19 protein-coding genes are annotated in these 22,247 nt (G+C 72.5%); 8 read left to right on the plus strand and 11 right to left on the minus strand.

Features of this window, described 5'->3' with window-relative positions:
• Positions 1-100: 100 nt before the first annotated feature.
• Together ACH4E7_RS25240 and ACH4E7_RS25245 are read right to left on the minus strand one after the other, a co-directional pair.
• The gene (locus ACH4E7_RS25240) at positions 101-895 is read right to left on the minus strand and encodes a spermidine synthase (protein ID WP_396251423.1); all 795 of its coding nucleotides are present in this window, start codon (positions 893-895) and stop codon (positions 101-103) included.
• A gap of 53 nt (positions 896-948) precedes the next feature.
• Positions 949-1,920, minus strand: coding sequence for an alpha/beta hydrolase (locus ACH4E7_RS25245; protein ID WP_396251308.1), 972 nt, complete (start codon positions 1,918-1,920; stop codon positions 949-951).
• Between the two features lie 272 nt (positions 1,921-2,192).
• On the opposite strand from ACH4E7_RS25245, the gene ACH4E7_RS25250 reads away from it, so the two are divergent.
• Positions 2,193-3,596, plus strand: a complete 1,404-nt coding sequence (locus tag ACH4E7_RS25250) for a selenium-binding protein SBP56-related protein (RefSeq protein ID WP_396251309.1) — start codon at positions 2,193-2,195, stop codon at positions 3,594-3,596.
• A 20-nt stretch (positions 3,597-3,616) separates the two neighbouring features.
• Here the strand turns inward: ACH4E7_RS25250 and ACH4E7_RS25255 are convergent, their stop codons facing one another.
• Positions 3,617-4,873: a globin domain-containing protein gene (locus ACH4E7_RS25255; protein WP_396251310.1), complete on the minus strand. Its 1,257-nt coding sequence runs from the start codon at positions 4,871-4,873 to the stop codon at positions 3,617-3,619.
• Between the two features lie 124 nt (positions 4,874-4,997).
• Entirely contained in the window at positions 4,998-5,891 is an 894-nt protein-coding gene (locus ACH4E7_RS25260) for a helix-turn-helix domain-containing protein (protein WP_396251311.1), read from the minus strand.
• A 174-nt stretch (positions 5,892-6,065) separates the two neighbouring features.
• Here ACH4E7_RS25260 and ACH4E7_RS25265 point away from each other — a divergent pair, with 174 nt between their 5' ends.
• Positions 6,066-7,166, plus strand: a complete 1,101-nt coding sequence (locus ACH4E7_RS25265; protein ID WP_396251313.1) for an NAD(P)-dependent alcohol dehydrogenase — start codon at positions 6,066-6,068, stop codon at positions 7,164-7,166.
• A 136-nt stretch (positions 7,167-7,302) separates the two neighbouring features.
• On the opposite strand, the gene ACH4E7_RS25270 is transcribed toward ACH4E7_RS25265, so the two are convergent.
• The 3 genes from ACH4E7_RS25270 to ACH4E7_RS25280 all read right to left on the minus strand — a co-directional run bounded on the left by ACH4E7_RS25270 (position 7,303) and on the right by ACH4E7_RS25280 (position 9,390).
• A complete protein-coding gene (locus ACH4E7_RS25270; RefSeq protein ID WP_396251314.1) occupies positions 7,303-7,842 on the minus strand; it encodes a DUF6114 domain-containing protein in 540 nt (179 codons plus the stop codon).
• 2 nt (positions 7,843-7,844) lie between these two features.
• Entirely contained in the window at positions 7,845-8,501 is a 657-nt protein-coding gene (locus ACH4E7_RS25275) for a DUF6230 family protein (protein ID WP_396251315.1), read from the minus strand.
• 136 nt (positions 8,502-8,637) lie between these two features.
• A complete protein-coding gene (locus tag ACH4E7_RS25280; protein ID WP_396251316.1) occupies positions 8,638-9,390 on the minus strand; it encodes a TetR/AcrR family transcriptional regulator in 753 nt (250 codons plus the stop codon).
• Positions 9,391-9,836: 446 nt separating this feature from the next.
• Between ACH4E7_RS25280 and ACH4E7_RS25285 the strand changes: the two genes are divergently transcribed.
• Complete coding sequence (locus tag ACH4E7_RS25285; protein WP_396251317.1) at positions 9,837-10,508, plus strand: Tat pathway signal sequence domain protein; 672 nt, start codon at positions 9,837-9,839, stop codon at positions 10,506-10,508.
• Between the two features lie 79 nt (positions 10,509-10,587).
• On the opposite strand, the gene ACH4E7_RS25290 is transcribed toward ACH4E7_RS25285, so the two are convergent.
• The gene (locus tag ACH4E7_RS25290) at positions 10,588-10,950 is read right to left on the minus strand and encodes a hypothetical protein (RefSeq protein ID WP_396251318.1); all 363 of its coding nucleotides are present in this window, start codon (positions 10,948-10,950) and stop codon (positions 10,588-10,590) included.
• A 203-nt stretch (positions 10,951-11,153) separates the two neighbouring features.
• On the opposite strand from ACH4E7_RS25290, the gene ACH4E7_RS25295 reads away from it, so the two are divergent.
• Entirely contained in the window at positions 11,154-12,044 is an 891-nt protein-coding gene (locus ACH4E7_RS25295) for an AAA family ATPase (protein WP_396251319.1), read from the plus strand.
• A complete protein-coding gene (locus tag ACH4E7_RS25300) occupies positions 12,041-13,468 on the plus strand; it encodes a VWA domain-containing protein (RefSeq protein ID WP_396251320.1) in 1,428 nt (475 codons plus the stop codon). The genes ACH4E7_RS25295 and ACH4E7_RS25300 overlap by 4 nt, the downstream gene beginning before the upstream one ends.
• Positions 13,469-13,488: 20 nt before the next feature.
• Here the strand turns inward: ACH4E7_RS25300 and ACH4E7_RS25305 are convergent, their stop codons facing one another.
• Together ACH4E7_RS25305 and ACH4E7_RS25310 are read right to left on the minus strand one after the other, a co-directional pair.
• Positions 13,489-14,457 carry an alpha/beta fold hydrolase gene (locus ACH4E7_RS25305; RefSeq protein ID WP_396251321.1) on the minus strand — a complete coding sequence of 323 codons (969 nt, stop codon included), beginning with the start codon at positions 14,455-14,457 and terminating at the stop codon, positions 13,489-13,491.
• 184 nt (positions 14,458-14,641) lie between these two features.
• The gene (locus ACH4E7_RS25310; RefSeq protein WP_396251322.1) at positions 14,642-18,130 is read right to left on the minus strand and encodes a S8 family serine peptidase; all 3,489 of its coding nucleotides are present in this window, start codon (positions 18,128-18,130) and stop codon (positions 14,642-14,644) included.
• Between the two features lie 1,065 nt (positions 18,131-19,195).
• Here ACH4E7_RS25310 and ACH4E7_RS25315 point away from each other — a divergent pair.
• Positions 19,196-19,969: a TetR/AcrR family transcriptional regulator gene (locus ACH4E7_RS25315; protein ID WP_396251323.1), complete on the plus strand. Its 774-nt coding sequence runs from the start codon at positions 19,196-19,198 to the stop codon at positions 19,967-19,969.
• A 27-nt stretch (positions 19,970-19,996) separates the two neighbouring features.
• On the opposite strand, the gene ACH4E7_RS25320 is transcribed toward ACH4E7_RS25315, so the two are convergent.
• Positions 19,997-20,194: a hypothetical protein gene (locus tag ACH4E7_RS25320; protein ID WP_355673405.1), complete on the minus strand. Its 198-nt coding sequence runs from the start codon at positions 20,192-20,194 to the stop codon at positions 19,997-19,999.
• A 158-nt stretch (positions 20,195-20,352) separates the two neighbouring features.
• On the opposite strand from ACH4E7_RS25320, the gene ACH4E7_RS25325 reads away from it, so the two are divergent.
• Together ACH4E7_RS25325 and ACH4E7_RS25330 are read left to right on the plus strand one after the other, a co-directional pair.
• Positions 20,353-21,711, plus strand: a complete 1,359-nt coding sequence (locus ACH4E7_RS25325) for a D-alanyl-D-alanine carboxypeptidase family protein (protein ID WP_396251324.1) — start codon at positions 20,353-20,355, stop codon at positions 21,709-21,711.
• Positions 21,712-21,740: 29 nt separating this feature from the next.
• Positions 21,741-22,151: a PPOX class F420-dependent oxidoreductase gene (locus tag ACH4E7_RS25330; RefSeq protein WP_396251325.1), complete on the plus strand. Its 411-nt coding sequence runs from the start codon at positions 21,741-21,743 to the stop codon at positions 22,149-22,151.
• Positions 22,152-22,247 lie beyond the last annotated feature (96 nt).

The following is a 22,247-nucleotide window of genomic DNA, read 5'->3' on the forward strand; positions in this document are numbered from 1 at the left end:
CGCCGATGCCACGGCCCGATACGGATCGCCGGCCCGCCCTCACCGCGGGCCGGCTCCCCGCCTGCGCCACCGCTCCGCAGGCGCGTCCGCCGACAGTGCCTCAGCCGATGCTGAAGGCGCCGTCCGGCGGGGGCGGGGAGTCGGTGGCGTCCGCGTCCGTCACCGGGGCGGTACGGCCGACCAGGGCGGACAGGTCCTCGCCCTCGGTGAGCCGGGCCGGGAAGATGTCGCCCGCCAGCAGCCGGCTCAGCTCCGTCGTCGGCAACGGCGCCGTCGAACCGGCCAGCAGGATGTTGCCGTACCGGCGCCCGCGCAGCACCGGGGCCTCCGCCACCAGGCAGACGTACGGGAACACCGCCCGCACCGTCGCCGCCTGCGCCTTGGCGAAGGCCAGCGGCGGGCCGTCCGCCAGGTTGGCGGCGTAGCAGCCGCCCTCGCGCAACGCGGTCGCGGCCAGCCGCAGGAACTCCACCGAGGTGAGGTGCGCCGGGGTGCGGGAGCCGTGGAAGACGTCCGCGATCACCAGGTCCTGGCTGCCCGCCGGGGTCGCGGCCAGCGCCTCCCGGGCGTCGCCGACCGTCGCGGTGATGTCCGCACCGAGCCCCTGCCAGGGCAGGTGCTCGGCGACCAGGTCGAGCAGCGGCCCGTCCACCTCCACCACCCGCTGCCGCGAGCCCGGCCGGGTGGCGGCCAGGTAGCGCGGCAGCGTCAGCGCGCCACCGCCGAGGTGCAGCACGTCCAGCGGCCGCCCGGCGGGGGCGAGGGCGTCGGCGAGGTGGCCGAGCCTGCGGGTGTACTCGAACTCCAGGTGGGTCGGGTCGGCGAGGTCGACGTACGACTGCGGGGTGCCGTCCAGGGTGAGCAGCCAGCCGCCGTCCCGGTCGATGTCCGGCATCAGTTTGGCGAAGCCGAGGTCCGTCCGCCGACCGACCGGCACCGGCTCGTCCGTCACGCGTTCTCCCCCACCGGCTGCACGTCCAGGTAGGCGGCCAGCCAGCGGTCCAGCTCGGCGAACACCTGGTCGCGGGCCGCCTCGCCGGAGAGCACCAGGTCGTGCATGCCGCCCTTGATCCGCACGACCGTCACGTGCCGGCCCAGCCTCGGCGCCTCGGCGGCGATGTCGTCGGCGCGCAGCACCGCGTCGGCGTGGTGCAGGGCGTTGTGCCACTTGGTGGTGGAGATCGACCGCGTCGAGGCCATCAGCAGCACCGGCACGTCGATCCCGAGCCCGCGCCGCAGCTGCCGGTGCCCCTGGTGGATCGCCGCCAGCCAGCCCGCGAACAGCGGGAAGCCCTCGGCCCGCTTGAGCGTGAGGTCGAAGTCCCACTCGCCCTGGTGGTCCTTGTGCAGGCTGTGGGTGTAGTGCGGGTTCAGCGCGGACGGCAGGACCCGGGTCGGTGCCAGCCTCCCGAGCGCCGTCACCACCGGACCGCCGGCGGTCCGGACGGCCTGCGCGGCCGGCATCGACAGGAACGGACTGTTCAGGAAGAGCCCGTCCACCACCCCGCGCCCGGCCCGACGCCCCGCCCACAGCGCGGCCACCAGCCCGCCGGTGGAGTGCCCGTTCACCAGCAGCTGCCCGTGGCCGTCCACCTCCCGGATGATCCGCACCGCCTCGTCGATCTCCTCGTCGTACTCGGCGAGGTCGCGGACGAAGTTCGGCGACTGGTGCGGCTGCAGCGAGCGCCCGTACTTGCGCAGGTCCAGGGCGTAGAAGGAGAACCCGAGCGCCGTGTAGTGATCGGCCAGGTGGGTCTGAAAGAAGTAGTCGTTGTACCCGTGGATGTACAGGACCGCCCGGTCCGCCCCCGGCACCGGCCGCCGCACGAGGGTCGCGCAGACCGTCCCTTCGCCGTCGGACCGCAGCGTCAGCTCCGCCGCCTCATAGGGGGCACCGAGGATGTCTTCCCGAAACTCCATCTGCCCTGAACCCGTCCCTCTGCTCCGCCCGCCCTTTACGGCGGGTGACCACCCGTTCCGAGCCACGACGATACCGGCCGGTAGGTGCGGGGCGTGCGGCGGCGGGTGCCACCGGACGGGGACTCCCCCGTTCGGCCCGATCGGACGATCCGGGGTCGAATACCCGCCCGGGGTAGCCGCCCGCGCCTCCTGACCACTTCTCGTGCGCCTGCTGTGCGCCGGTGGTCATGTGGAACGCTTCCCGGACAGACAAGGCGAGTTGGGGAGTTTGCATGCAGCACGGGCATACCGATCCGTCGCTCTACCGTTCGGCGTCCGAGGCGATCGCCGCGCCGCCGGAGAAGCTGGCGTACGTGGCGGGGTTCGACCGGTCGGCGCAGCAGCCGGACGCGTTGCTCACGGTCGACACCGATCCGGCGTCGGCGAGCTACGGGAAGGTGCTCAACTTCGCCGAGCTTCCCACCCTGGGCGATGAGTTGCACCACTTCGGGTGGAATGCCTGCTCCAGTGCGCTCGCGCACGCCTGCCACGAGAACCCGGAGCGGCGCTATCTGCTCCTCCCCGGGCTGCGGTCGTCCCGGCTGCACGTGATGGACACCCGGCCCGACCCGGTCCGGCCGCGGCTGGTGAAGACCGTGGAGGCGAAGGAGCTGGCCGCCAAGGCGGGTTACTCGCGGCCCCACACCCTGCACTGCGGACCGGACGGCGTGTTCCTGTCCTGCCTCGGCTCCGGGGACGGCGACGACGGGCCGGGCGGGGTGGCGCTGCTCGACCACAACACCTTCGAGGTGCTCCGGCCCTGGGAGACCGAGCGCGGTCCGCAGCATTTCGCGTACGACGTGTGGTGGCACCTCGGCACCGATGTCGGGGTGACCAGCGAGTGGGGCACCCCGTGGATGGTCGAGGACGGGGTGCTGCCCGAGCAGTTGTTGGCCCGCAAGTACGGGCATGCGCTGCACTTCTGGGAGTTGGGCACCGGGCGGCACCTGCAGCGGATCGACTTCGGGGACCAGTACCAGATGGTGCTGGAGCTGCGCCCGGCGCACGATCCGCAGGCGGAGTGGGGGTTCGCCGGGGTGGTGACGAATGTCGAGGACCTCTCCTCCTCGGTGTGGCTCTGGTGCCGGGAGGGGCCGGCGTTCACCGCGCGCAAGGTGATCGAGATCCCCGCCGAGCCGGCCAAGGCCGAGGAGCTGCCGCCGGCGCTCCGGCCGTTCGGGGCGGTGCCGCCGCTGGTGACGGACATCAACCTGTCGGTGGACGACCGCTGGCTGTACGTGTCGGCCTGGGGCACCGGTGAGTTGTTCCAGTACGACGTCTCGGACCCGTTCCACCCCCGGCTGGCTTCCTCGGTGCGCCTCGGCGGGGTGGTCGCCCGGACGCCGCACCCGGCCGAGCCCGGGCGGCCGTTGAGCGGGGCGCCGCAGATGGTGGAGATCAGCCGGGACGGGCGGCGGCTGTACCTGACCAACTCCCTCTACGGCGCCTGGGACGACCAGTTCTACCCGGACGGCATCGACCCCTGGCTGGTGAAGCTGGACGCCGACCCCGAGGCCGGCGGGCTCAGCATCGACGAGCGCTTCTTCCCGAACGGCGCGGACTTCCGGGGCCTGCGCGTCCACCAGACCCACCTGGCGGGCGGCGACGCCTCCTCGGATTCCTACTGCTACCGGTAGCGAGCTACCGGGCTACCGGGCTACCGGTGGAGCACCTGGTCGTACCGCACCTGCGCCAACGGCAGCCCCGCCGACAGCAGTTCGGAGCGCACCGAGGCGACCATCCCGGCCGGTCCGCTGACGCAGGCGAGGTGCTCGCGCCAGTCCCCGGCGGCCGCCACGGTGTCGGCGAGCCGGCCGGCGGTGACCGGGGTGAGCGACAGCCACGGTTTGTGCAGGCCGAGTTCGGCCATCGCCGGCCAGTCGTAGAGGTCCGACCGGTCGCGCGCGCCGACGAAGAGGTGGACCCGGCGGCCGGGCGGCCGGCGGGCGGCCTGCTGCTCGACGATGGCCTTCATCGGGGCGAGCCCGGTGCCGCCCGCGATCAGCAGCAGGTCGCGGGCGTCACCGTCGGGCAGCAGGCTGCCGCGCGGCGGGCCGAGGCGCAGCCGGTCACCGACGGCGGTGTGCTCGACCAGGGCCGCGCTGACGCCGCCGGGGCCGGTGCGGCGGACGTGGAACTCCAGCTCGTTGCCGGTGCGCGGGGCGCAGCCCATCGAGTACTGCCGCCAGGTGTGCGGCAGCGCCGGGTGCTCGACGGTGCCGTACTGTCCGGCGCGGTAGGGGTAGGGCTCGCCGGTGCGCACCCGTAGCACGGCGAGGTCGGGGCGGCGGCGTTCGTGGCCCGTCACCACGGCGTGCCAGTACGGGGGTTCGGTGAGCGCGGAGTCGGCGCCGGCGACCATCGCACCGACGGCGAAGCGCAGCATCCGCACCCAGGCGGCTTCCAGTTCCTCGGTCCCGCGTTCGCCGGCCCGGTGCCGGATCGCCGCGCACAGGGCTTCCTCGAAAGCCTCGTAGTGGACCGGCCGGACACCCAGTTTCCGATGGTCACGTCCGAGTTGACGGAGCATCTGCTCCAGGTCTGCGGGGTGGTGCAGATGGTCGATCAGATGCTGGAAGATCCGCTCCAGGTGGGCCTGCTGGAACTCCATCGAGGCGGGGAAGAGCGGTCGCAGGTACGGGCGGCGGCGGAACATGGCCGCGTAGAGGTGGTCGATCAGCTCCGCGAGCGGGGCGACCTGGTCGAGGTCATCGCGGATCAGGTGCTGGTCTCTCGCGCCGTCGTAGCCCTCGCTGCCGCCGAAGCCGTAGTCGGATCCGGGCTCGGACCCCGACGGCGAGGCGGGGGTGAGGAGTTGGCGCCGCAGTCTCATCGCGTGGTGGCGGGCGATCAGACGGTCGTACTCGGCGGTGCCGATGGCGGTGGCGGTGGCCTTGCTGCTGCTGTTGTCCATGACATGCCCAGTCAACTGCCGCCCACCGGACGCGAGAAGGGCCGATCGCCCCGGACGGACCCGGGACCATCGGCCCTCCGTCGACGAACCAGTCGACGGACCAGCAGACGAACCCGCCCGACGCCTACCGGCGCTGCTCGGCGGCCCGCCCAGCCGCCTCCCCCGATTCCGCCCGCAGCTCGGTGGCCGCCCAACTCGCCAGCAGCCGGAGGGACTCGGCGGAGGGGGAGCCCGGTTCGGCGTGGTAGGTGACCAGCACCTGGTCGCCGTCCCCGGCCGGGCGCAGCGTCTCGTACTGCAGGCTGAGCCGCCCGACCACCGGGTGGTGCAGCTGCTTGACGCCGTGGCCCTTGTCCTGGATCCGGTGGGTGGCCCACAGCCGGCGGAAGTCGTCGCTCTTGACGGAGAGTTCGCCGATCAGCGAGGCGAGCCGGGGGTCGTCCGGGTCACGTCCGGCGTCCAGGCGCAGGATGCCGACCACGTCGGTGGCCTTGCTCTCCCAGTCCTGGTAGAGCTCGCGGGCGGCCGGGTCGAGGAAGACCTGCCAGGCCATGTTGCGCTGCTCGGGCGCCATCGCGGCGAAGTCGCCGAGCAGCGCGGTGCCGAGCCGGTTCCAGGCGATGATGTCCAGCCGCCGCCCGAGCACGTACGCGGGCACGCCCTCCATCGCGTCCAGCAGTTGCTGCAGCGCGGGCCGCACCCGCTGCGGGCGGGCGGCGGCGCGGCCGGGGCGGCGGCGGGCGGGCTTGGTGAGCCGGCCGAGGTGGTCGCGCTCGGCGGGGCTGAGCCGCAGCACCCGGGCGATCGCGTCCAGGACGGCGGCGGAGACGTTCTCGCCGTGGCCCTGTTCGAGCCGGGTGTAGTAGGCGGTGCTGACTCCGGCCAGCTGGGCCAGCTCCTCGCGGCGCAGTCCGGGCACCCGCCGACGGGTGGTGGTGTCCGGCAGGCCCACGTCCTCGGGCCGCAGCCGGGCGCGGCGGGATCGGAGGAACTCGCTGAGTTCGGTGCGCTGGTCCATGACTGCAGTATGCGGGCGATCCGGCGCGGCCGGGGGCGGGGGAAGGTGATACTGCCGTGCGTAGGTTCCGCAGTCGTACGTTCCGCTTCCCTACGCCTCGCGGTCGTACGTCCCGCCTTCGTACGACGATCTCTGGTCTGGTTGGCCTTCCGGCGCCGTCGCAGTCTTGTGGTCATGACGAACGAGACGAACACGACGGACACGACGACGCAGAGCACGAACGGCACCACCCGCACCGTCGCCGCCTACGCGGCGCAGCAGCCCGACGCCCCGCTGGCGAAGACCACCGTCACCCGCCGGGCCGTCGGCGAGCACGACATCGTGATCGACATCAAGTACTCCGGCATCTGCCACTCGGACATCCACCAGGTCGGCGAGGACTGGGGCACCGGGATCTTCCCGATGGTCCCGGGCCACGAGATCGCCGGTGTGGTCAGCGAGGTCGGCCCGGGCGTCACCCGCTGGAAGGTCGGCGACCGGGTCGGGGTCGGCTGCTTCGTCGACTCCTGCCGGGAGTGCGACAACTGCAAGGCCGGCCTGCAGCAGTACTGCACCGGTGAGGGCGGCGTCGTCTTCACCTACAACGCCATGGGCAAGGACGGCCTGCCGACCTACGGCGGCTACGCCGCGGAGCTGGTGGTGGACGAGGCGTACGCGCTGAGCATCCCCGACAACCTGCCGTTGGACGCCGCCGCACCGCTGCTGTGCGCGGGCATCACGCTGTACTCGCCGCTCGCCCACTGGGGCGCCGGCCCGGGCAAGAAGGTCGCGATCGTGGGCCTCGGCGGCCTCGGCCACATGGGTGTGAAGATCGCCCACGCGATGGGCGCGGAGGTCACCGTGCTCAGCCAGTCGCTGCGCAAGCGCGAGGACGGCCTCAAGCTCGGCGCCGACCACTACCGGGCCACCTCCGACCCGGCGACCTTCAGCGAGCTCGCGGGCAGCTTCGACCTGATCGTCAACACCGTCTCCGCCGACCTCGACCTGAGCGCCTACCTGGGCCTGCTGCGCACCGACGGCACCATCGTGCAGGTCGGCATGCCGGAGAAGCCGGTCACGATGCACCCGTTCCCGCTGGCCATCGGGCGCCGCTCGCTCGCCGGTTCGATGATCGGCGGGCTGCCGGAGACCCAGGAGATGCTGGACTTCTGCGGTGAGCACGGCATCACCGCGGAGATCGAGCTGATCCGGGCCGAGCAGATCAACGAGGCCTACCGGCGGCTGCTGGACGGCGACGTCCGGTTCCGCTTCGTGATCGACGCCTCGACGATCTGACCGGCAGCTTCTGGTCGGCGGACCTCCTGATCGGCCGACCGGCTGACGGACCGCCCCGCGTCCCCGGTGCTCTCCCACCACCGGGGCGCGGGGCGCCGCCGTGGATCCCCTGCTGCGGGTCGGGCCCCGGAAGGCGTCAGACCCCCGCCTCGGCCCCGGCCGCCGCCCGGCGCTCCGCGCGCCGGTCCTCCCGCCGCTGCCGCCCACGGCGCAGCGGCTGGTCGGGCATCCAGCCGAAGGTCAGGCAGGCGCCCACCACACCGAGCAGCATCCCCATCAGGAAGCCGCCCAGGTTGGAGGTCACCCAGCTGGCCAGCGAGGCGAGCACCGCGAGGACGGAGTAGAACAGCCGCTGCGCCGGGTTGAACAGGATCAGCAGGCCGCACAGCAGCATCACCACCGGCACCAGGTACCCGGCCAGTCCCGCCATCCCGATGTGCAGCAGGACGGGCAGCGGGGCCCACAACGTGAACAGGATCTCGGCGCCGCCGAGCGTCACCAGCAGCCCGCCCCAGAACGGTCTCTTGCCCCGCCAGTCGCGCTTGACCGGGCCCGATGGAACCGCGACGGGGGGCGTGGCGGCGGGCGCGGCGGCCGTCCCCTCGGCCGTCACCCCCTCGGTCCGCGCAACGCCGCCGTCGCCGGTTCCGGCCGGCTCCGGTACGGACTCCGTCATGCTCAGCAGCCCTTGGAGCTGAAACTCAGCCGCAGGTTGGGCAGCTTGAACCCGGCGGCGGTGCTCGCGTAGTTGTGCTGCTTGAGGTGGGTCAGCTGGACGTGGTCGGCCTGCTGGCCGAAGACGCCCCGCTTGCCCTTGCCGATGTCGCCGGCCTTCTCGAAGGTGCTGGCGTCGCCGCCGATCTCGATCTTCTTGAACTCCGCGTCACCGGACAGCAGATCGGAGTCGGTGGTGAGGTCGGAGGCGGAGACCGGGGTGCCGTTGTCGCCGGCGTGGATCACCAGGTTGACGCCGCCGAGGTCGACGCTCTGGCACAGATTGGTGATCTCGGCGGTCTTGATCGCCGACACCGCGACCAGCACCTGGCCGCCGGTGTTCCCCTTGTTGGGGCTGTTGGGGATCATCTTGTCCAGGTCGCCGAACTGTGCGAAGCCGTCTCCCTCAAGCTTGTCCGCGGTGATCGTGAACGGCATGCCGGAGATGGAGAACTGCGCGGCGAGCACGCCCTGGGCGGTGAGGGTCATCAGGACGCCCCCGATCGCGACGGCCGGTACGGCCATCAGGACGGAGCGCTTCAGCCGTACCCGGCCTCTTCTGGTTCCGGTCGGCGTCTGCGGGGTTTCCGCCGCGGCGGCGGCGTCCTCGGACATGGCCATGTGTGCTCCCTCTGGATGGATGGGTGTGCAGGCACTGGCACGTTGCCCTGGCGCGGACAGCGTTGCGCGGCCCGACCGGGCCGTCCGCCCCTCGGCAGCGGGGCGGGTCCGGTCGGAGCGCGAAGTAACTGGGAAGCTACTGCCCGGTATTGGCCGGGTCAAGAGAGGTGCACGAAGGATCTTCACCGTTCCCGACCCCGAGCCGCTCGGCCGCCCCCGCCGGGCCGAGGAACGGCGAGAGACAGAACATGCTCAACATCGGCAGCAGTTCCGGAAGTTGAGCGGTGCGGCCGGAGGCGATCCGCCGGTAGAGCGCGCTGTAGACGCCGCCCACCACGGCGTCCACCATCTCCTCCACCCCTACCCCACCCGGCAGTTGGGGCACATCGGCGAAGAACGCCCGGAAGCGGGTGAGGAGTTGGTCCCGCTCATGCCGCCCAGCCGGGCCGACCGCCTCGATCTCGATCACCGCCATGGTCGCGAAGGACGGTGTCCCGGCGAGGAGTTGGAGCATCGTGCCGAGCGCCTGGCGAATCCCGGCGCACCAGTCGGATTCGGCCGCGAAGGCCGCCGCCATCCGCCGGATCACCACCCCGGTGCCGTGCCGGTGGGCGGCCAGGAAGGCGTCCTCCTTGCCGCTGAACAGCTCGTAGAACACCGGCCTGGTCACGCCCGCCGAGCGGCAGATGTCGCTCACCGTCGCGTGCTGGTAGCCGCGTTCGGCCACCGTCCGGACCAGCCCGTCCAGCAGCCGCTCGCGCTGGGTCGCGGCGACCACCCCGGCGGGCAGTCGGCGCGGGCCGGGCTTGATCGATCTGGCCGGATCCCGGCCGGTCCGGGCCCCCGGCAGCAGGATCACATCGGCACTCCGGAAGTACTTCCGACCCATCCCAACTCCTGTGTCCTGTATTGACATTGACGGAAGAGCGGGTTTACAACACTGGCAGGTTTCCAACCGGTGGGTGAGCAGGCCACCACCGGTCGACCTCCAGGGCTCCGACGGCCCCGGCGGCGCCCCGCAGAGGGGAGTTCGAAGACAGGCCCTCGGGCCGCGGCGGTGGCAGCCGCCGACGTGCACCCCCACAGCACCGCACGTCCGCACCGATCCGGCTCCGTGCCGCTGTGATCCGAACCGCCTCGTACAGCACCGCCGTACCTCCGCGAAGTCGCACCTGCACACCGCCGTACCGCACGCGTGGGCCCGTGGCGCCGGGCCCGCCCGTACCGCGGTCCGCCGGAGCCCTCGGTACGCCGACACCTCCCCCGTCGTGCACACCACCACACCCGCACGCGGGGATTCCCCCCACCCGTCCCCGGACGGAGAGAGGCACCCTCATGCGCATCCGTCGCACTCTCGCAGCCGCATCCCTCGCCGCCATCGCCCTCACCGGCGCCGCCGTGGCACCGGCCCAGGCCGACGCCGGCGCCGTACTGACCACCGGCAGCGCCTCCGGGCCCGCCGTCTCCGTCGGCGACACCCTCACCGCCAATCTGGTCTCCGGCACCGCCGCGACCTTCACCGACGGCCCCGGCAGCACCAACGGCGTCAGCTGCGCCAGCTCCTCCTTCTCCGCGACCGTGACGTCCAACCCGGCCGCCCCCGGCAGCGCGACCGAGCAGCTCAACAGCCAGTCCTTCGACTCCTGCACCTCCACCGTCATGGGCGTCATGGGCGTGCAGAGCGTCACCGCCACCAGCCTGCCGTACACCAACACCGTCACCTCCGACTCCGGCAACAACGTCGCGCTCAACGGCGGCACCGCCGGCCCGGTGGGGATCACGGTGGTGCTGAACACCCTCCTCGGCAGCGTCGAGTGCGACTACCAGAGCCCCAACGGCATCTCCGGCTCCACCTCGAACAGCGGCAACACCATCGGCTTCGCCAACCAAGCGGCCACCCTGGTCTCCGGCCCGGGTCTGTGCTTCTCGACCGGCTACTTCAGCGCCAGCTACGGCCCGGTCACCGACACCTCGGCCGCGGGCAGCCCGGTCCTCTGGGTCAACTGACGGCCCGGCCACTGGACCTGCGCGAGCGGCGTACGGCGGGCGGCAGCCCGCCGTGCGCCGCTCCTCCGCGCCCGGGCGCCTACGGCTTGAGCACGAAGTAAGCCGTCATCCCGACGACCAACGCCACGAAGAGCTGCACCAGCGCGCCCGCTGTCCAGACGCCCTGATCCGCCGAGCGGCCTTCCCGCTCCGCCTCCAGTGTCCGTAGCGACAGCTTCCGAACGTGGCCGACCAGCCCCAGCGAGATGCTCAGGATCGCGAACGAGTACATCATCAGAGCATCGGCCGGATCCATGCCCCTCATCTTGTAGTGGCCCAGCAGGAACAGCGCCCCGCCGAACGGCGCCAGCGCCGCCATGATCCGGTACTTCCGCGTGGGCTGCGGAATCACCAACACCGCGAAGAACAGCGCCGTCACCAGGACGGCGATCCACCACCACATGGCCACACTCAGCCCCAGTGGAGTCATTCCCCCTACCCCCCTTGCACAACGGACGTTCGCTCACGCACGTCCACTGCCCAGCACCCTAGCCACCCCTGCGGAACCCGAGCCCGGCGCCCCCGGTACAAGGACCCGAGACAAGCAAGTGACCGGCCGGTAGGGTGGCGCCGCACGGACACGGCGAACCGGAACGGGGCGGGCAGATGGCCAGCGGCAACAGCGCGAACGGCGACGGCACGGGGTTCTTCGCATCGGTGGCGGACACCGCCGAGCGACTCGCCACGACCGGGTACCTGGCCTCCACCGCCGTGGCCACCACCGTCTTCCTCGCCGACCGGCTCGGCAAGCCGCTGCTGGTCGAGGGCCCCGCCGGGGTCGGCAAGACCGAACTCGCCAAGGCGGTGGCCGAACTCGGCCGGGCCCGCCTGGTCCGGCTGCAGTGCTACGAAGGCATCGACGAGGCCCGCGCGCTCTACGAATGGAACCACGCCAAGCAGCTGCTGCGGATCACCGCCGGCCGCGACGAGGGCTGGGACCAGGCCCGGACCGACATCTTCGGCGAGGAGTTCCTGCTCACCCGCCCGCTGCTCACCGCCATCCGCGGCGAGGAGCCCACCGTGCTGCTCATCGACGAGATGGACAAGGCCGACGTCGAGGTGGAGGCGCTGCTGCTGGAGGTGCTCAGCGACTTCCAGGTGACCGTCCCCGAGCTCGGCACCATCACCGCCAGCCGCCGCCCCTTCGTCCTGCTCACCTCCAACGCCACCCGCGAGCTCTCCGAGGCGCTGCGCCGCCGCTGCCTCTTCCTCCACCTCGACTACCCGGACGCCGAGTTGGAGCGCCGGATCGTCCGGCTCAAGGTGCCCGGCCTGGACGACACGCTGGCCGCCTCGCTGGTCCGGGTGGTCGGCGCGCTGCGCGCGATGGAACTGCGCAAGGCGCCGTCCGTCGCCGAGACCATCGACTGGGCCCGCACCCTGCTCGCCCTCGGCGCGGACACCCTGGACGAGACGGTCGTCCGGGACACCCTCGGGGTGATCCTCAAGCACCAGGACGACGTCCGGAAGGCCGCCCAGAAACTCACCCTCGCATGACCGCCCCGGGCCCCACCGACACCGCCGCCCGGCTGACCGGCCTGGTCCGCGCCCTGCGCGGACACGGCCTGCGGATCGGCCCGGCCGAGACGGTGGACGCGGCCGCCGTGCTCGACGTGCTCGGCTTCGCCGACCGCGAGCAGATGCGGGCCGGGCTGGCCGCCGCCCTGCTGCGCTCGGACGGCCAACGGGCGGTCTTCGACGCCTCCTTCGACCTGTTCTTCCCGCTCGGCGTCGGCACCCCCGAGGCCCTGCGCACCGACCCGCCACCGGTACCGGACGACCCGGAGCCGCCGCGCTTCGGCCGCCCCGACCCGCTCCGCGACCAGCTGCGCGAGCGCCTCGCCGCCGCCCTGGCCGCCGACGACCGGGCCGCCCAGGCCCGGCTGGCCGGCGAGGTGGTCGAGGCCTTCGGCCGGTACGGCACCGGTAGCACCCCCGGCTCGGACGGCTGGTCCGCCCACCAGGCGCTCGGCCGGCTCTCCCCCGAGACCCTGCTCGCCCGGATCCTCGCCGCCCTGCGCGAGAACCCCGGACGGGAGGACCTCTCCGACCGTGTCCTGGCCGACGAGATCCGCCGCCGCATCCGGGACTTCCGCGCCCAGGTCACCACCGAGGCCCGCCGCCGGGTCGCCGAACTGCGCGGCGCCGAGCGGATCGCCGAGCGCGCCGTCGCCCCCACCGCCGACCGGATCGACTTCCTCTACGCCGGCCGCGAGCAGCTCGCCGAACTGCGCCGCACCGTCCACCCGTTGGCCCGCAAGCTGGCCACCCGGCTGGCCGCCCGGCGCCGCCGCGCCGCCCGCGGGCAGATCGACCTGCGCCGCACCCTGCGCCGCTCGCTCTCCACCGGCGGGGTGCCGCTGCGCCCGGCGTACCGGCTGCGCCGCCCGGCCCGGCCGGAGCTGGTGCTGCTCTGCGACGTGTCCGGCTCGGTGTCGGGCTTCGCCGACTTCACCATGCTGCTGGTGCGGGCGATGAGCGAACAGTTCAGCAAGGTCCGGGTGTTCGCCTTCGTCAACCGCACCGCCGAGATCACCGACCTGCTCCGGGAGAACAGCGCCGACCCGGCCCGGCTCGCCGCCCGGATCCTCGCCGAGGCCAAGGTGATGGGCTACCACGGCAACAGCGACTACGGCTCCGCGCTCGGCGAGTTCGCCGACCGCCACCTGGACGCGGTCGGCCCGCGCACCTGTGTGCTCGTCCTCGGCGACGCCCGCAACAACCACCGCGACCCCAACCTGGACGCGCTGCGCCGGATCGCCGGCCGGGCCCGGCGGGTGTTCTGGCTCAACCCCGAACAACCCGCGCTCTGGCCGACCGGCGACTCCGCCGCACTCGCGTACGCGGACGTCGTGGAGATGCACTCCTGCCGCAACGCCCGCCGACTCGGCGAGCTGATCTCCCGCCTGCTGCCGGTCTGACGAGCGGCCCCGGACAGGCCTTAGCCTTCGAGGTGCTTCAGGAAGTCCAGCAGCGCCTCCGTCACCTCGGCCGGCCGCTCCTGCTGCGTCCAGTGCCCGGTCTCCGGCAGCCGGACGTGCCGGTGCAGCTTGGGCAGCCGGCCCAGCAGGTGGGCCTGCACCTCCGGCGGGACCATCGCGTTCACCAGGTCCTGTTCGCCGGCCACGTACAGCGCCGGCACCTCGACCGTCACCCCGGTGAAGGCGGCCAGCAGTTCGGCGTTGCGGTCCAGGTTGCGGTACCAGTTGAGCCCGCCGGTGAAGGCGCGCTCGCCGTGCGTGGCGTAGTCCGCCGTGAAGGCGTCCAGGTCCGCGTCGGTGAGCCAGTCCGGCAGCGTCTCCGGCTCGGGGAGGGTGTCCAGCAGGGTCTTGCCCTCGGGCACGATCCACGGCCGCGGCACGCCGTCCGGCTGCTTTCCGCACAGGATGCGCCGCAGGCTGGACTTGATGTCGGCGGCCAGCTCGGCGTCGGCCCGGCCGGGCTCCTGGAAGTAGACCTGGTAGAAGCCCTCGCCGAAGGCGGCCCGGGAGGACTGCAGCGGCGGCGGCCCGCCCACCGGCAGCGGCGGAACGCTCAGCCCGGCCACCCCGCGCACCAGGTCCGGCCGGAGCGCGGCGGTGGCCCAGGCGACCGGCGCGCCCCAGTCGTGCCCGACCACCACGGCCTGCTCCGCGCCCAGCGCGCCGATCAGCGCGGTCACGTCCCCGACCAGGTGCAGCAGGGTGTACGCGTCCACGTCCTCGGGCTGTGAGCTGCGGGCGTACCCGCGCTGGTCGGGGGCGACCACCCGGTACCCGGCCTCGGCGAGCGGCGCGAACTGGTGCCGCCAGGAGTACCAGCTCTCCGGAAAGCCGTGCAGCAGCAGGACCAGCGGCCCCTCGCCCTGCTCCGCGAGGTGCAGCCGGACGCCGTTCACCTCGACGTGGCTGTGCTTGATCGCGTCGTTCAACTCCGCTCCCGGTTCGGTCCGATGGGCCCCGGGTGGGCCCCTGCGACCCCCTGCCCAGCCCGACGCTCCCCCAACCCCCGGCGGGTTCCCCTTCCCGTCATGTCCACTCACCAAAGCAGCCGAGGCCGCCCCGGTGTTCCGGGACGGCCTCGGCCTCAGCCTAGTGCGCTGAACTGATGGAGAATCAGCTCACCGTGTAGCTGTACGGGATCGCCGCGAGCACCGAACCGGTGGTGCCCAGGCTGTTGTTGGCGGTCGGCACGAAGGTCGGGCCGGACACCAGGTAGAGAACACCCTTGACCGTGCTGCCCTTCGGGCCGGTCGGGGTCACGGTCACCTGCAGCGAGCCGGTGGCGCCCGGGGCGACGGTCACCGGGTTGGCGGCCGGAGCGGAGGCGTTGACACCGGAGGCGTACGGGTCACCGGTGCTGGAGGCCAGCGCCGGGTCGAACGCCAGGGTGTGCGCGGTGGCGGTGATGGTGGAGGTACCGGCCGGCGCGGTGCCGTTGCCGAACGGGCCGATCTGCTGGACGAAGGTGCCCCAGGAGCCGGGGACGACCGGCTGCTCGGCGCTGCCCTTGTCGGTGGCGACCGAGATGGTCGAGCCGTCCTGGGCCTTCTTCAGGTCACCGAACAGGTCCGGCGAGCCGGTGGTGGCGTTCAGCTCGACCTGGGCCGGCGTCGAGGACGCCGCCACGGCCTTGAGCTGGTCGGTCGCCGGCGGCACCAGGAAGCCCGGCACCGAGGAGGTGAGGCTCAGCGGCAGGGCGACCGAGGCCGAGGCGCCCTGCGGCACCAGCGGAAGGTCGACCCGCTTGTCCAGACGGCCGTCGGCCGCGATCCGCTGGGTGGCGGCGGTGTTGTTGGTGTAGTTCACCTGGACGGTGACCGGCTTGCCGGCCTCCAGCTTGGCCTTCGCGTCGTTCGGCAGACCGGCCGCGGTGGCCTGGTTCTGGTTGAACGCGATGGTGCCGGTGAAGTCCTGCGAGAGCTCCTGGCCGCTGACCGGGCCGAGCACGTTCAGGACGAACCGCCAGTGGCCCTCGGCCGGGTTGACCGTGGTGGCCGAGACACCGTTGGAGCTGCCGGTCAGGTTGCCCTGGGCGTCGAACAGCGCGTTGCCCTCGATGTCGATCGGGGTGCCGTTCGGGCTGATCAGCGCGCCCTGCATGAGCAGGTTGGCGTCCTTGGCGACGGTCACGCCGACCCGGAGGTCCTTCTGGCCCTTCGGGACGTCGAAGCCGTAGGTGAAGCTCTGCGTCGGCGAGGAGCCGCGGCCGTTGCCACCGGTGATGGTGCCGGTGAAGGTGCCGGTGCCGTTGGCGACCGGGACCAGGCTGCGCAGGATCACCGGAACGCTGGTGGTGTTGCCGTTCGAGCTGGAGACGGTGACCGCCTCGCTCGAGTCGCCGCTGGTCGCCGGGACGGTGAGCTGGACCTTGAGGGTCTTGGTCTCACCCGGCTTGACGTCGGTGGTGTTCGGGCTCACCGCGCCGGCCGGGACCGCGCGCTGGGTGGAGGTGCCGAACTGGACGTCGCCGTTGTAACCGGCCTTGCCCGCCGGGGTGTACATGATCGCGGTCCACTCACCGGCGACCGGGTGCGGGACGTCGACCAGGCCGTAGTTGGCCGGGGTGGCGCCGCCCTGCGGACGGGTGTTGGTCTCGAAGCGGCCCGACGGGTCGAGCAGCGTCATGCGGACCACGGGACCGTTGGTGACCGGGTTCGGGCCGCCGTGCCAGGCGATCGACGCCGCGAGGCGGTCGGCACCGGCCGGAACGGTGAACTTGACCTGCTTCTGCACCCAGGTGGCGCCGTTGGTGGCGTACTTGAAGGTGTCGGTGGCGGCCGTGTCCAGCTTGACGGTCTGCTGGTTGTTCGACAGCGGCGCGAAGCTGCGGGTCGCGGCGCTCACCGTCTGGGTCTCGTCACCGGTGTTGGTGACGGAGACGTCGGCGGTGTGGGTCGAGCCCGGGGTGCCGGAGATGTTCAGCTGGCCGGTGTTGACCACGACGGTCTGGGCACCGTCGGTGCCGTCGCCGTCGTCGTAGCCGCGGGCGGCCTCGACGGCGGCCCGGACGTTCAGCAGACCGGCGCCCTGCTCCTCGGCCGGGACGCCGAGGTCGGTGGCGGTACCGGTGATGAACTTCTTCACCAGGGCCGGGGACGGCGAGTCGCCGCCGTGGGTGTCGCGGTAGGCCTGGATGACCAGGGCCGCGGCGCCGGTGACGAACGGGGCGGCCTGGCTGGTGCCACCGAAGGGCTGGATCGCCGAGGGCTTGCCGTTGAAGTCGGTGCACTCGGTGAACTTGGTGGTGTCGGGGGTGCAGAGCGCCCAGTCCGACTCACCCGGGGCCACCAGGTCGACGGTCCGGCCGGCCTGGGTGAAGCCACCCGAGGACAGCGCGGAGATACGGCTGTTGCTCCAGGTCTTGTTGGAGAACTGGGAGGCCGCGTACCCGGTCTGCTGGTAGTTCTGGTTGTCCGTCGACGCGCCGACCGCGATCACGTTCGGGTCGGTGGCCGGGGTGCCGATCGTCCCGCTCAGGCCCGCGTCACCGGAGGAGACGGAGACCGTGACACCGGCCTTGACGGCCTGGTCGTTGAAGAGCGAGATGGTGTCGTGCGCGCCGCTGTCCGGGGTGACGTTGCCACCGAAGGACTCGTTCAGCACGTCGACGTGGGCGACCCGCACCGCGTAGTCGATGGACTGCAGGATCGACGAGTTCGACATCATCTCGCCGCCGGCCTTCAGGGCGACCAGGTCCGCGTCCGGGGCGAGGCCCTTGATGCGGATGTTGCAGCCGGCCGGAAGCGGGTGCGAGGAGTTGACGAACTTCGAGACGTCGTAGGTCTGACGGCCCTGGGCGATGACCGCCGAGGCGTCGCCGAAGGCCTCGGCGGCACCGCTCGGCGCGCCCCAGCCGTCACCCGCGAAGTCCTGGTAGTCGACCACGGCGTGCGAACCGTCGGCCCGGATGAAGTCCGGGTTGTTCGGGTCCAGGCTGTCGGCGATGTAGGCGACCTTGACGCCCTTGCCGGTGGCCAGGTCGGCCGCGCCGGGCTTGCCGTTGCCGGTCACGCCACGGACCGAGTAGAGGCCCTCCGGCTCCAGCAGCGGCTTGGAGGGGTCGGACGGGCAGACCGTGTTGGTCGCGTTCTCCTCGGGCTGGCCGTTGCTGCCCGAAACGGCCTCCGGAGCGCCGTTGCCCTTGGCCGAACCGGCGGCGGCCGTGTCCGTGTCCTTCTTCGCCTTGGTCGCGGCGATCGGAGCCACCTGGACCTGAGTGTCCGCCACCACGGCGGCGACCGCCGGGTCGGCCTGCAGCTTGGCGCGCAGGGCCGGGCTGACCGTGGCCGAGAAGGCGTTGCCGACCACGAAGCTCTTGACGTTGGTGCCGCCGTTGGCCTTGACCTTGTCCAGCAGCGGCGCCTGCGAGTGCGCGGTCTTCTGCTGACGGTCGCCCAGGTGGCCGTGGTCGGCCGGGGCGTCCGCTATCTGGTCCTTCAGGATCACGATCACCGGTGCCGGCGCGCCGTCCGCGGACGCCGCCTGGGCGTTCTGCGGGTCCTGGAGCGGGGCTGCGTTGGCGATGGTCCCGAGAGTCAGGACCATGGACGCGGTGGTGACCGTGACGGCGGCTGCAAGCTGGGTCTTCCGCCAGCCGATCAATGGACATCCTTTCGTCTGATGAGACGTCAGGTTGCACGGCCGAGCATACGCGAATCCTGATCGGACGCGTGGTTGCTCCGGACCGCGCATCCCGACAGCGGACGCATTCCAGCGCATCCGACACGACCACGACAAGGGGCAAAATCCCCATCAGAAAGTAAAAATGACCATCGGAAAGTAAAATTCACAGTATAAATCGCGCCGCGTCCGTCCCTTTTTCACCGATCAGAGCCGGTCAGGGACGGTCGGAAGTGGCCTCCGAGGCAGCGGAAATGCCGGTGGCGAACTCTCGACAGTGGCGAAACATCGCCACCCGGCCACCCGGCGGCCTCCTACGCGCTACCTACTTGTCGACACTTCGACCCTTCCTTCCCCGTCGACCGGGATCGAAACAACACGCGGCGACGACAACGCCCGGGCGGCCGGCGAGTTCGACCACCCGCCGGCCACTCGGGCACTTTCCGCGAGGCGCTTTTCCCGGAGGGGACTTCAGGAGGAAGCCGCCGGCCACTTCTGAGCGCCCGCCAGGCCCCCGGCGGTCGGCGCGTCGTCCCGGATCGGCCGGCGGTGCCGGTACCCGGCGAAGTCGATGCCCGGCTGCGACACCCCCACTCGTCGACCAGGCGCCGGCGGATCCTCCGCACCGCCCCGCCCCGGCGGCCGGTCGCCAGCCGAACGAAGGGCTCACTCGTCGGCAGTACGGCGTCCCGGAACGCCCCGGCCGGAGCGGCGCTCGGCCTCGGGAACCGCCAGGTAGGCCTGGCATCGGCCCATCGGATCGCCCTGTCGCGCCGGCGGCACCGGTTCGCGTTGCCCGGGGCGCGGGAGGCGGGAGGCGAGAGGCGGGGCGCGGGGCCCAGGCCGCCGGTCGGGCGCCGTACCGCCGGTGCCGGCCAGGGCCTCGGCCTCGCAGTCGATCCGGGCGGTGCGCCGCATGATCCGACGGACCGCCACGACCTCGACGAAGGTGGCGGGCGGCCTCGTCGCGAAACCCCTTCGATTGATAATCTTACGGCATAAAGAATTGCCGTCGCGGGGATGTTTTACGCCGTAAGGAGAAGTTGGATGACCGTCTACGCCGGGCAGGGCGACGCCCACCGCTCGCTCGCCCTGCTCTGGGGCGCACCCGCGGGACCGCGCACCGGGCGCAGCGGCCCCAAACCGGGCCTGAGTGTGGACGCGATCGTGTCCGCCGGAATCGCGGTGGCCGACGCCGAGGGGATGGCCGCACTCTCGATGCGCGCCGTGGGCGAACGGCTCGGCCGCACCGCGATGGCGCTCTACACGTACGTACCCGGAAAGGCCGAGCTGCTCGACCTGATGCACGACCGCGCACTCGCCGAACTCCCCGGCGAACTACCGCTGCTGGAGGGCTGGCGGGCCGCCGTCGAAGCCTGGGCCGAGCAACTGTACGCCTGCTACCTGCGCCACCCCTGGGTACTCCGGATCTCCCAGGCCCGCCCGGTGCTCGGACCGGCCGAACTCGCCACGATGGAGAGCCTGTTGACCGCGCTACGGCCGGCCGAGCTGGCTCCGGAGCGGCTGCGCGGGGCGGTCGCCGCACTCTGGCAGTTCGTCCGCGGCACGGCCGCCACGACCGCCGACGCGCGCGGGGCGGCGGCCGCCACCGGTGTCACGGACGAGGACTGGTGGAACGCCCGCTCGGCCCGACTCGCCGAGCTGGCGCCGGACTTCCAGGATCGATTCCCACTGCTGACCGCGCTGCAGAGCGCCACCGGCGCCGCGCCCGAGGAGAGCGGCCAGGACGCCTTCCGCACCGGGCTCGCGGTGCTGCTCGACGGCATCGCGGCCGGGGTCTCCGTTCACGGTGGGCCTTAGGTCCGGCAAGATCCGCCGGACAGGCCCCTAACCCCGCCGGGCGGACGGAATGGCCAGCAGCACGCCGAGGACCAGCAGGGCGGCGTACCCGACGGTCTCGTGGCCGTCCGGCACCAGGACGCGGACGAAGCCGAACAGCCGGAAGCCCCCGAGCCGGTCGGCCAGCAGGCCGGAGCCGCCGCCGAGGATCAGCACGAAACCGAGGTAGCCGAGCAGGGTCTTCATGTCCCGAGCCTAGGAATCCCCGGCCGCCGGTTCATCCGACTTTCGGCGCGGACCGGGGCCACCAAAGTCTCGGTCCCTTTCGGTGACCTCGTCCCGGGGTGGCTCCGGACGGAGCAGCAGGCACGGCGGCCCGGCGGCGGCGCCGGTACGTTCGCGGTGTGCAACCACAGCATGTGCAGCAGAAGTCACCGGCCGGCACCCGGCTCGCCGCCGCCTCGGCGGCCTCCGCACTGGTGCTCGGCATCGGTGTCCCGGTGGTGTTCGCCGTCGGCGCCCCCGCCGCCGTCACGCAGGACGCCGGCTCCGCCGTCGGCGGCGAGCGGCTCGGCCTCCAGGCCGTCCAGGTCGCGCCGCTGGCCGGGGCGCCCGCCCTGCCCTCCGGGCTGAGCGGCCGCTCCTGGCTGGTGGCCGACGCCGGCACCGGCGAGGTGCTCGCCGCCCGCGACGCCCATCTGCGGCTGCCCCCGGCCAGCACCCTCAAGATGCTGTTCGCGGACACCGTGCTGCCCAAGCTCGACCGCTCGATCGAGCACCAGGTCACCCCCGACGAGCTCGCCGACGTCGGCGTCGGCAGCAGCCTGGTCGGCGTCAAGGAGAACCTGCCGTACCGGGTCGAGGACCTCTGGCGGGGCGTCTTCCTCAGCTCCGGCAACGACGCCGTGCACGTCCTGGCGCACATGAACGGCGGCGTCCAGCAGACCGTGGCCGAGATGCAGGCCCGCGCCCGGTCTCTGCAGGCGAACGACACCAAGGTGGTCTCCCCCGACGGCTACGACATGCCCGGCCAGGTCTCCTCCGCCTACGACCTCACCCTGTTCGCCCGCGCCGGGCTGCGCAACGCCGACTTCCGCTCCTACTGCTCCACCCGCACCGCGCGCTTCCCCGGCGGGCTGGACAAGACCACCGGCCAGCGCATCTCCTTCGACATCGCCAACACCGACCGGCTGCTCGGCAAGTACCCGGGCCTGATCGGCGTCAAGAACGGCTACACCACCAACGCGGGCGCCACCTTCACCGGCGCCGCGGAACGGAACGGCCGCACTCTGCTGGTGACGGTGATGCACCCCGAGGCGCAGGGCAGGGTCTACGACGAGGCCGCCAGCCTGCTCGACTGGGGCTTCGCGGCAGCGGGCAGGGTCCAGCCGGTCGGGCAGCTGGTCGAGGACCTCGGCGGCTCGGAGACCGCCTCCCCCGACGCCGCCTCGGAGGCTGCGGACGCCACCCAGCTGCCGCCCTGGTCCCGCCCGCCGGTTCTCCACAACAGCGGCGCCGGCTTCGCCCCCGCCCTCTGGTCGGCCGGCATCCTCGGCACCGCCCTCGCCGTCTGGGGCACCGCCCGCGCCGCCGTCCGCCGCCGCACCGCCGCCACGTCCGCCCCGGCCCCCGACGCCACGTCCGCCCCGGCCCCCGACGCCCCCGACGTCAGCTCCTACGGTGTCAGCGGCCACAGCCCCCGCCGCCTGGCCCGCCGCGCCCGTACCCTGCTCCACGGTGACCGCCACCGCCGGACGCGCTGAGCTGCGGGGTTGCCTCTAGACTTCCGGCCATGACCACGCCCGACCCCGCCGCCGCGGACCGGCTCGCCCGGATCGTCAGCCTCTCCTCCGGCAGCTACCTGCTCGTCACCACGTACAAGAAGGACGGCTCCGCCGTGCCGACCCCGGTGTGGGTGGTGCGCGACGGGGAGGCGCTCGGCGTCTGGACCGTCGCGGACTCCTGGAAGGTCAAGCGGATCCGCAACCGCGCGGACGTCCTGGTCGGCCCCTGCGACGTCAAGGGGCGGCCGACCGGCGAGCAGTACCCGGCCACCGCCGAGATCCTCGGCCCCGAGCGGACCGCCGCGTACCGGACCCTGCTGCGACAGAAGTACGGCCTGCTCGGGGTGCTCACCCTGCTCGGCAGTCGGCTGCGGCGCGGCGAGCGCGGGACCGTCGGGATCCGGATCACGCTGGCCTGATCGCTTGGAGCGGGGCTGCCGGTCCTCAGCGGGGCTGCCGGCCCTCAGCGGGGGCGCGGGTCCGCCGGCACGCTCGGCGGGCCGACGGACTCCGGC

It is taken from the genome of Kitasatospora sp. NPDC018058, from assembly GCF_044327205.1.
In the GTDB taxonomy this organism is placed as follows: domain Bacteria; phylum Actinomycetota; class Actinomycetes; order Streptomycetales; family Streptomycetaceae; genus Kitasatospora.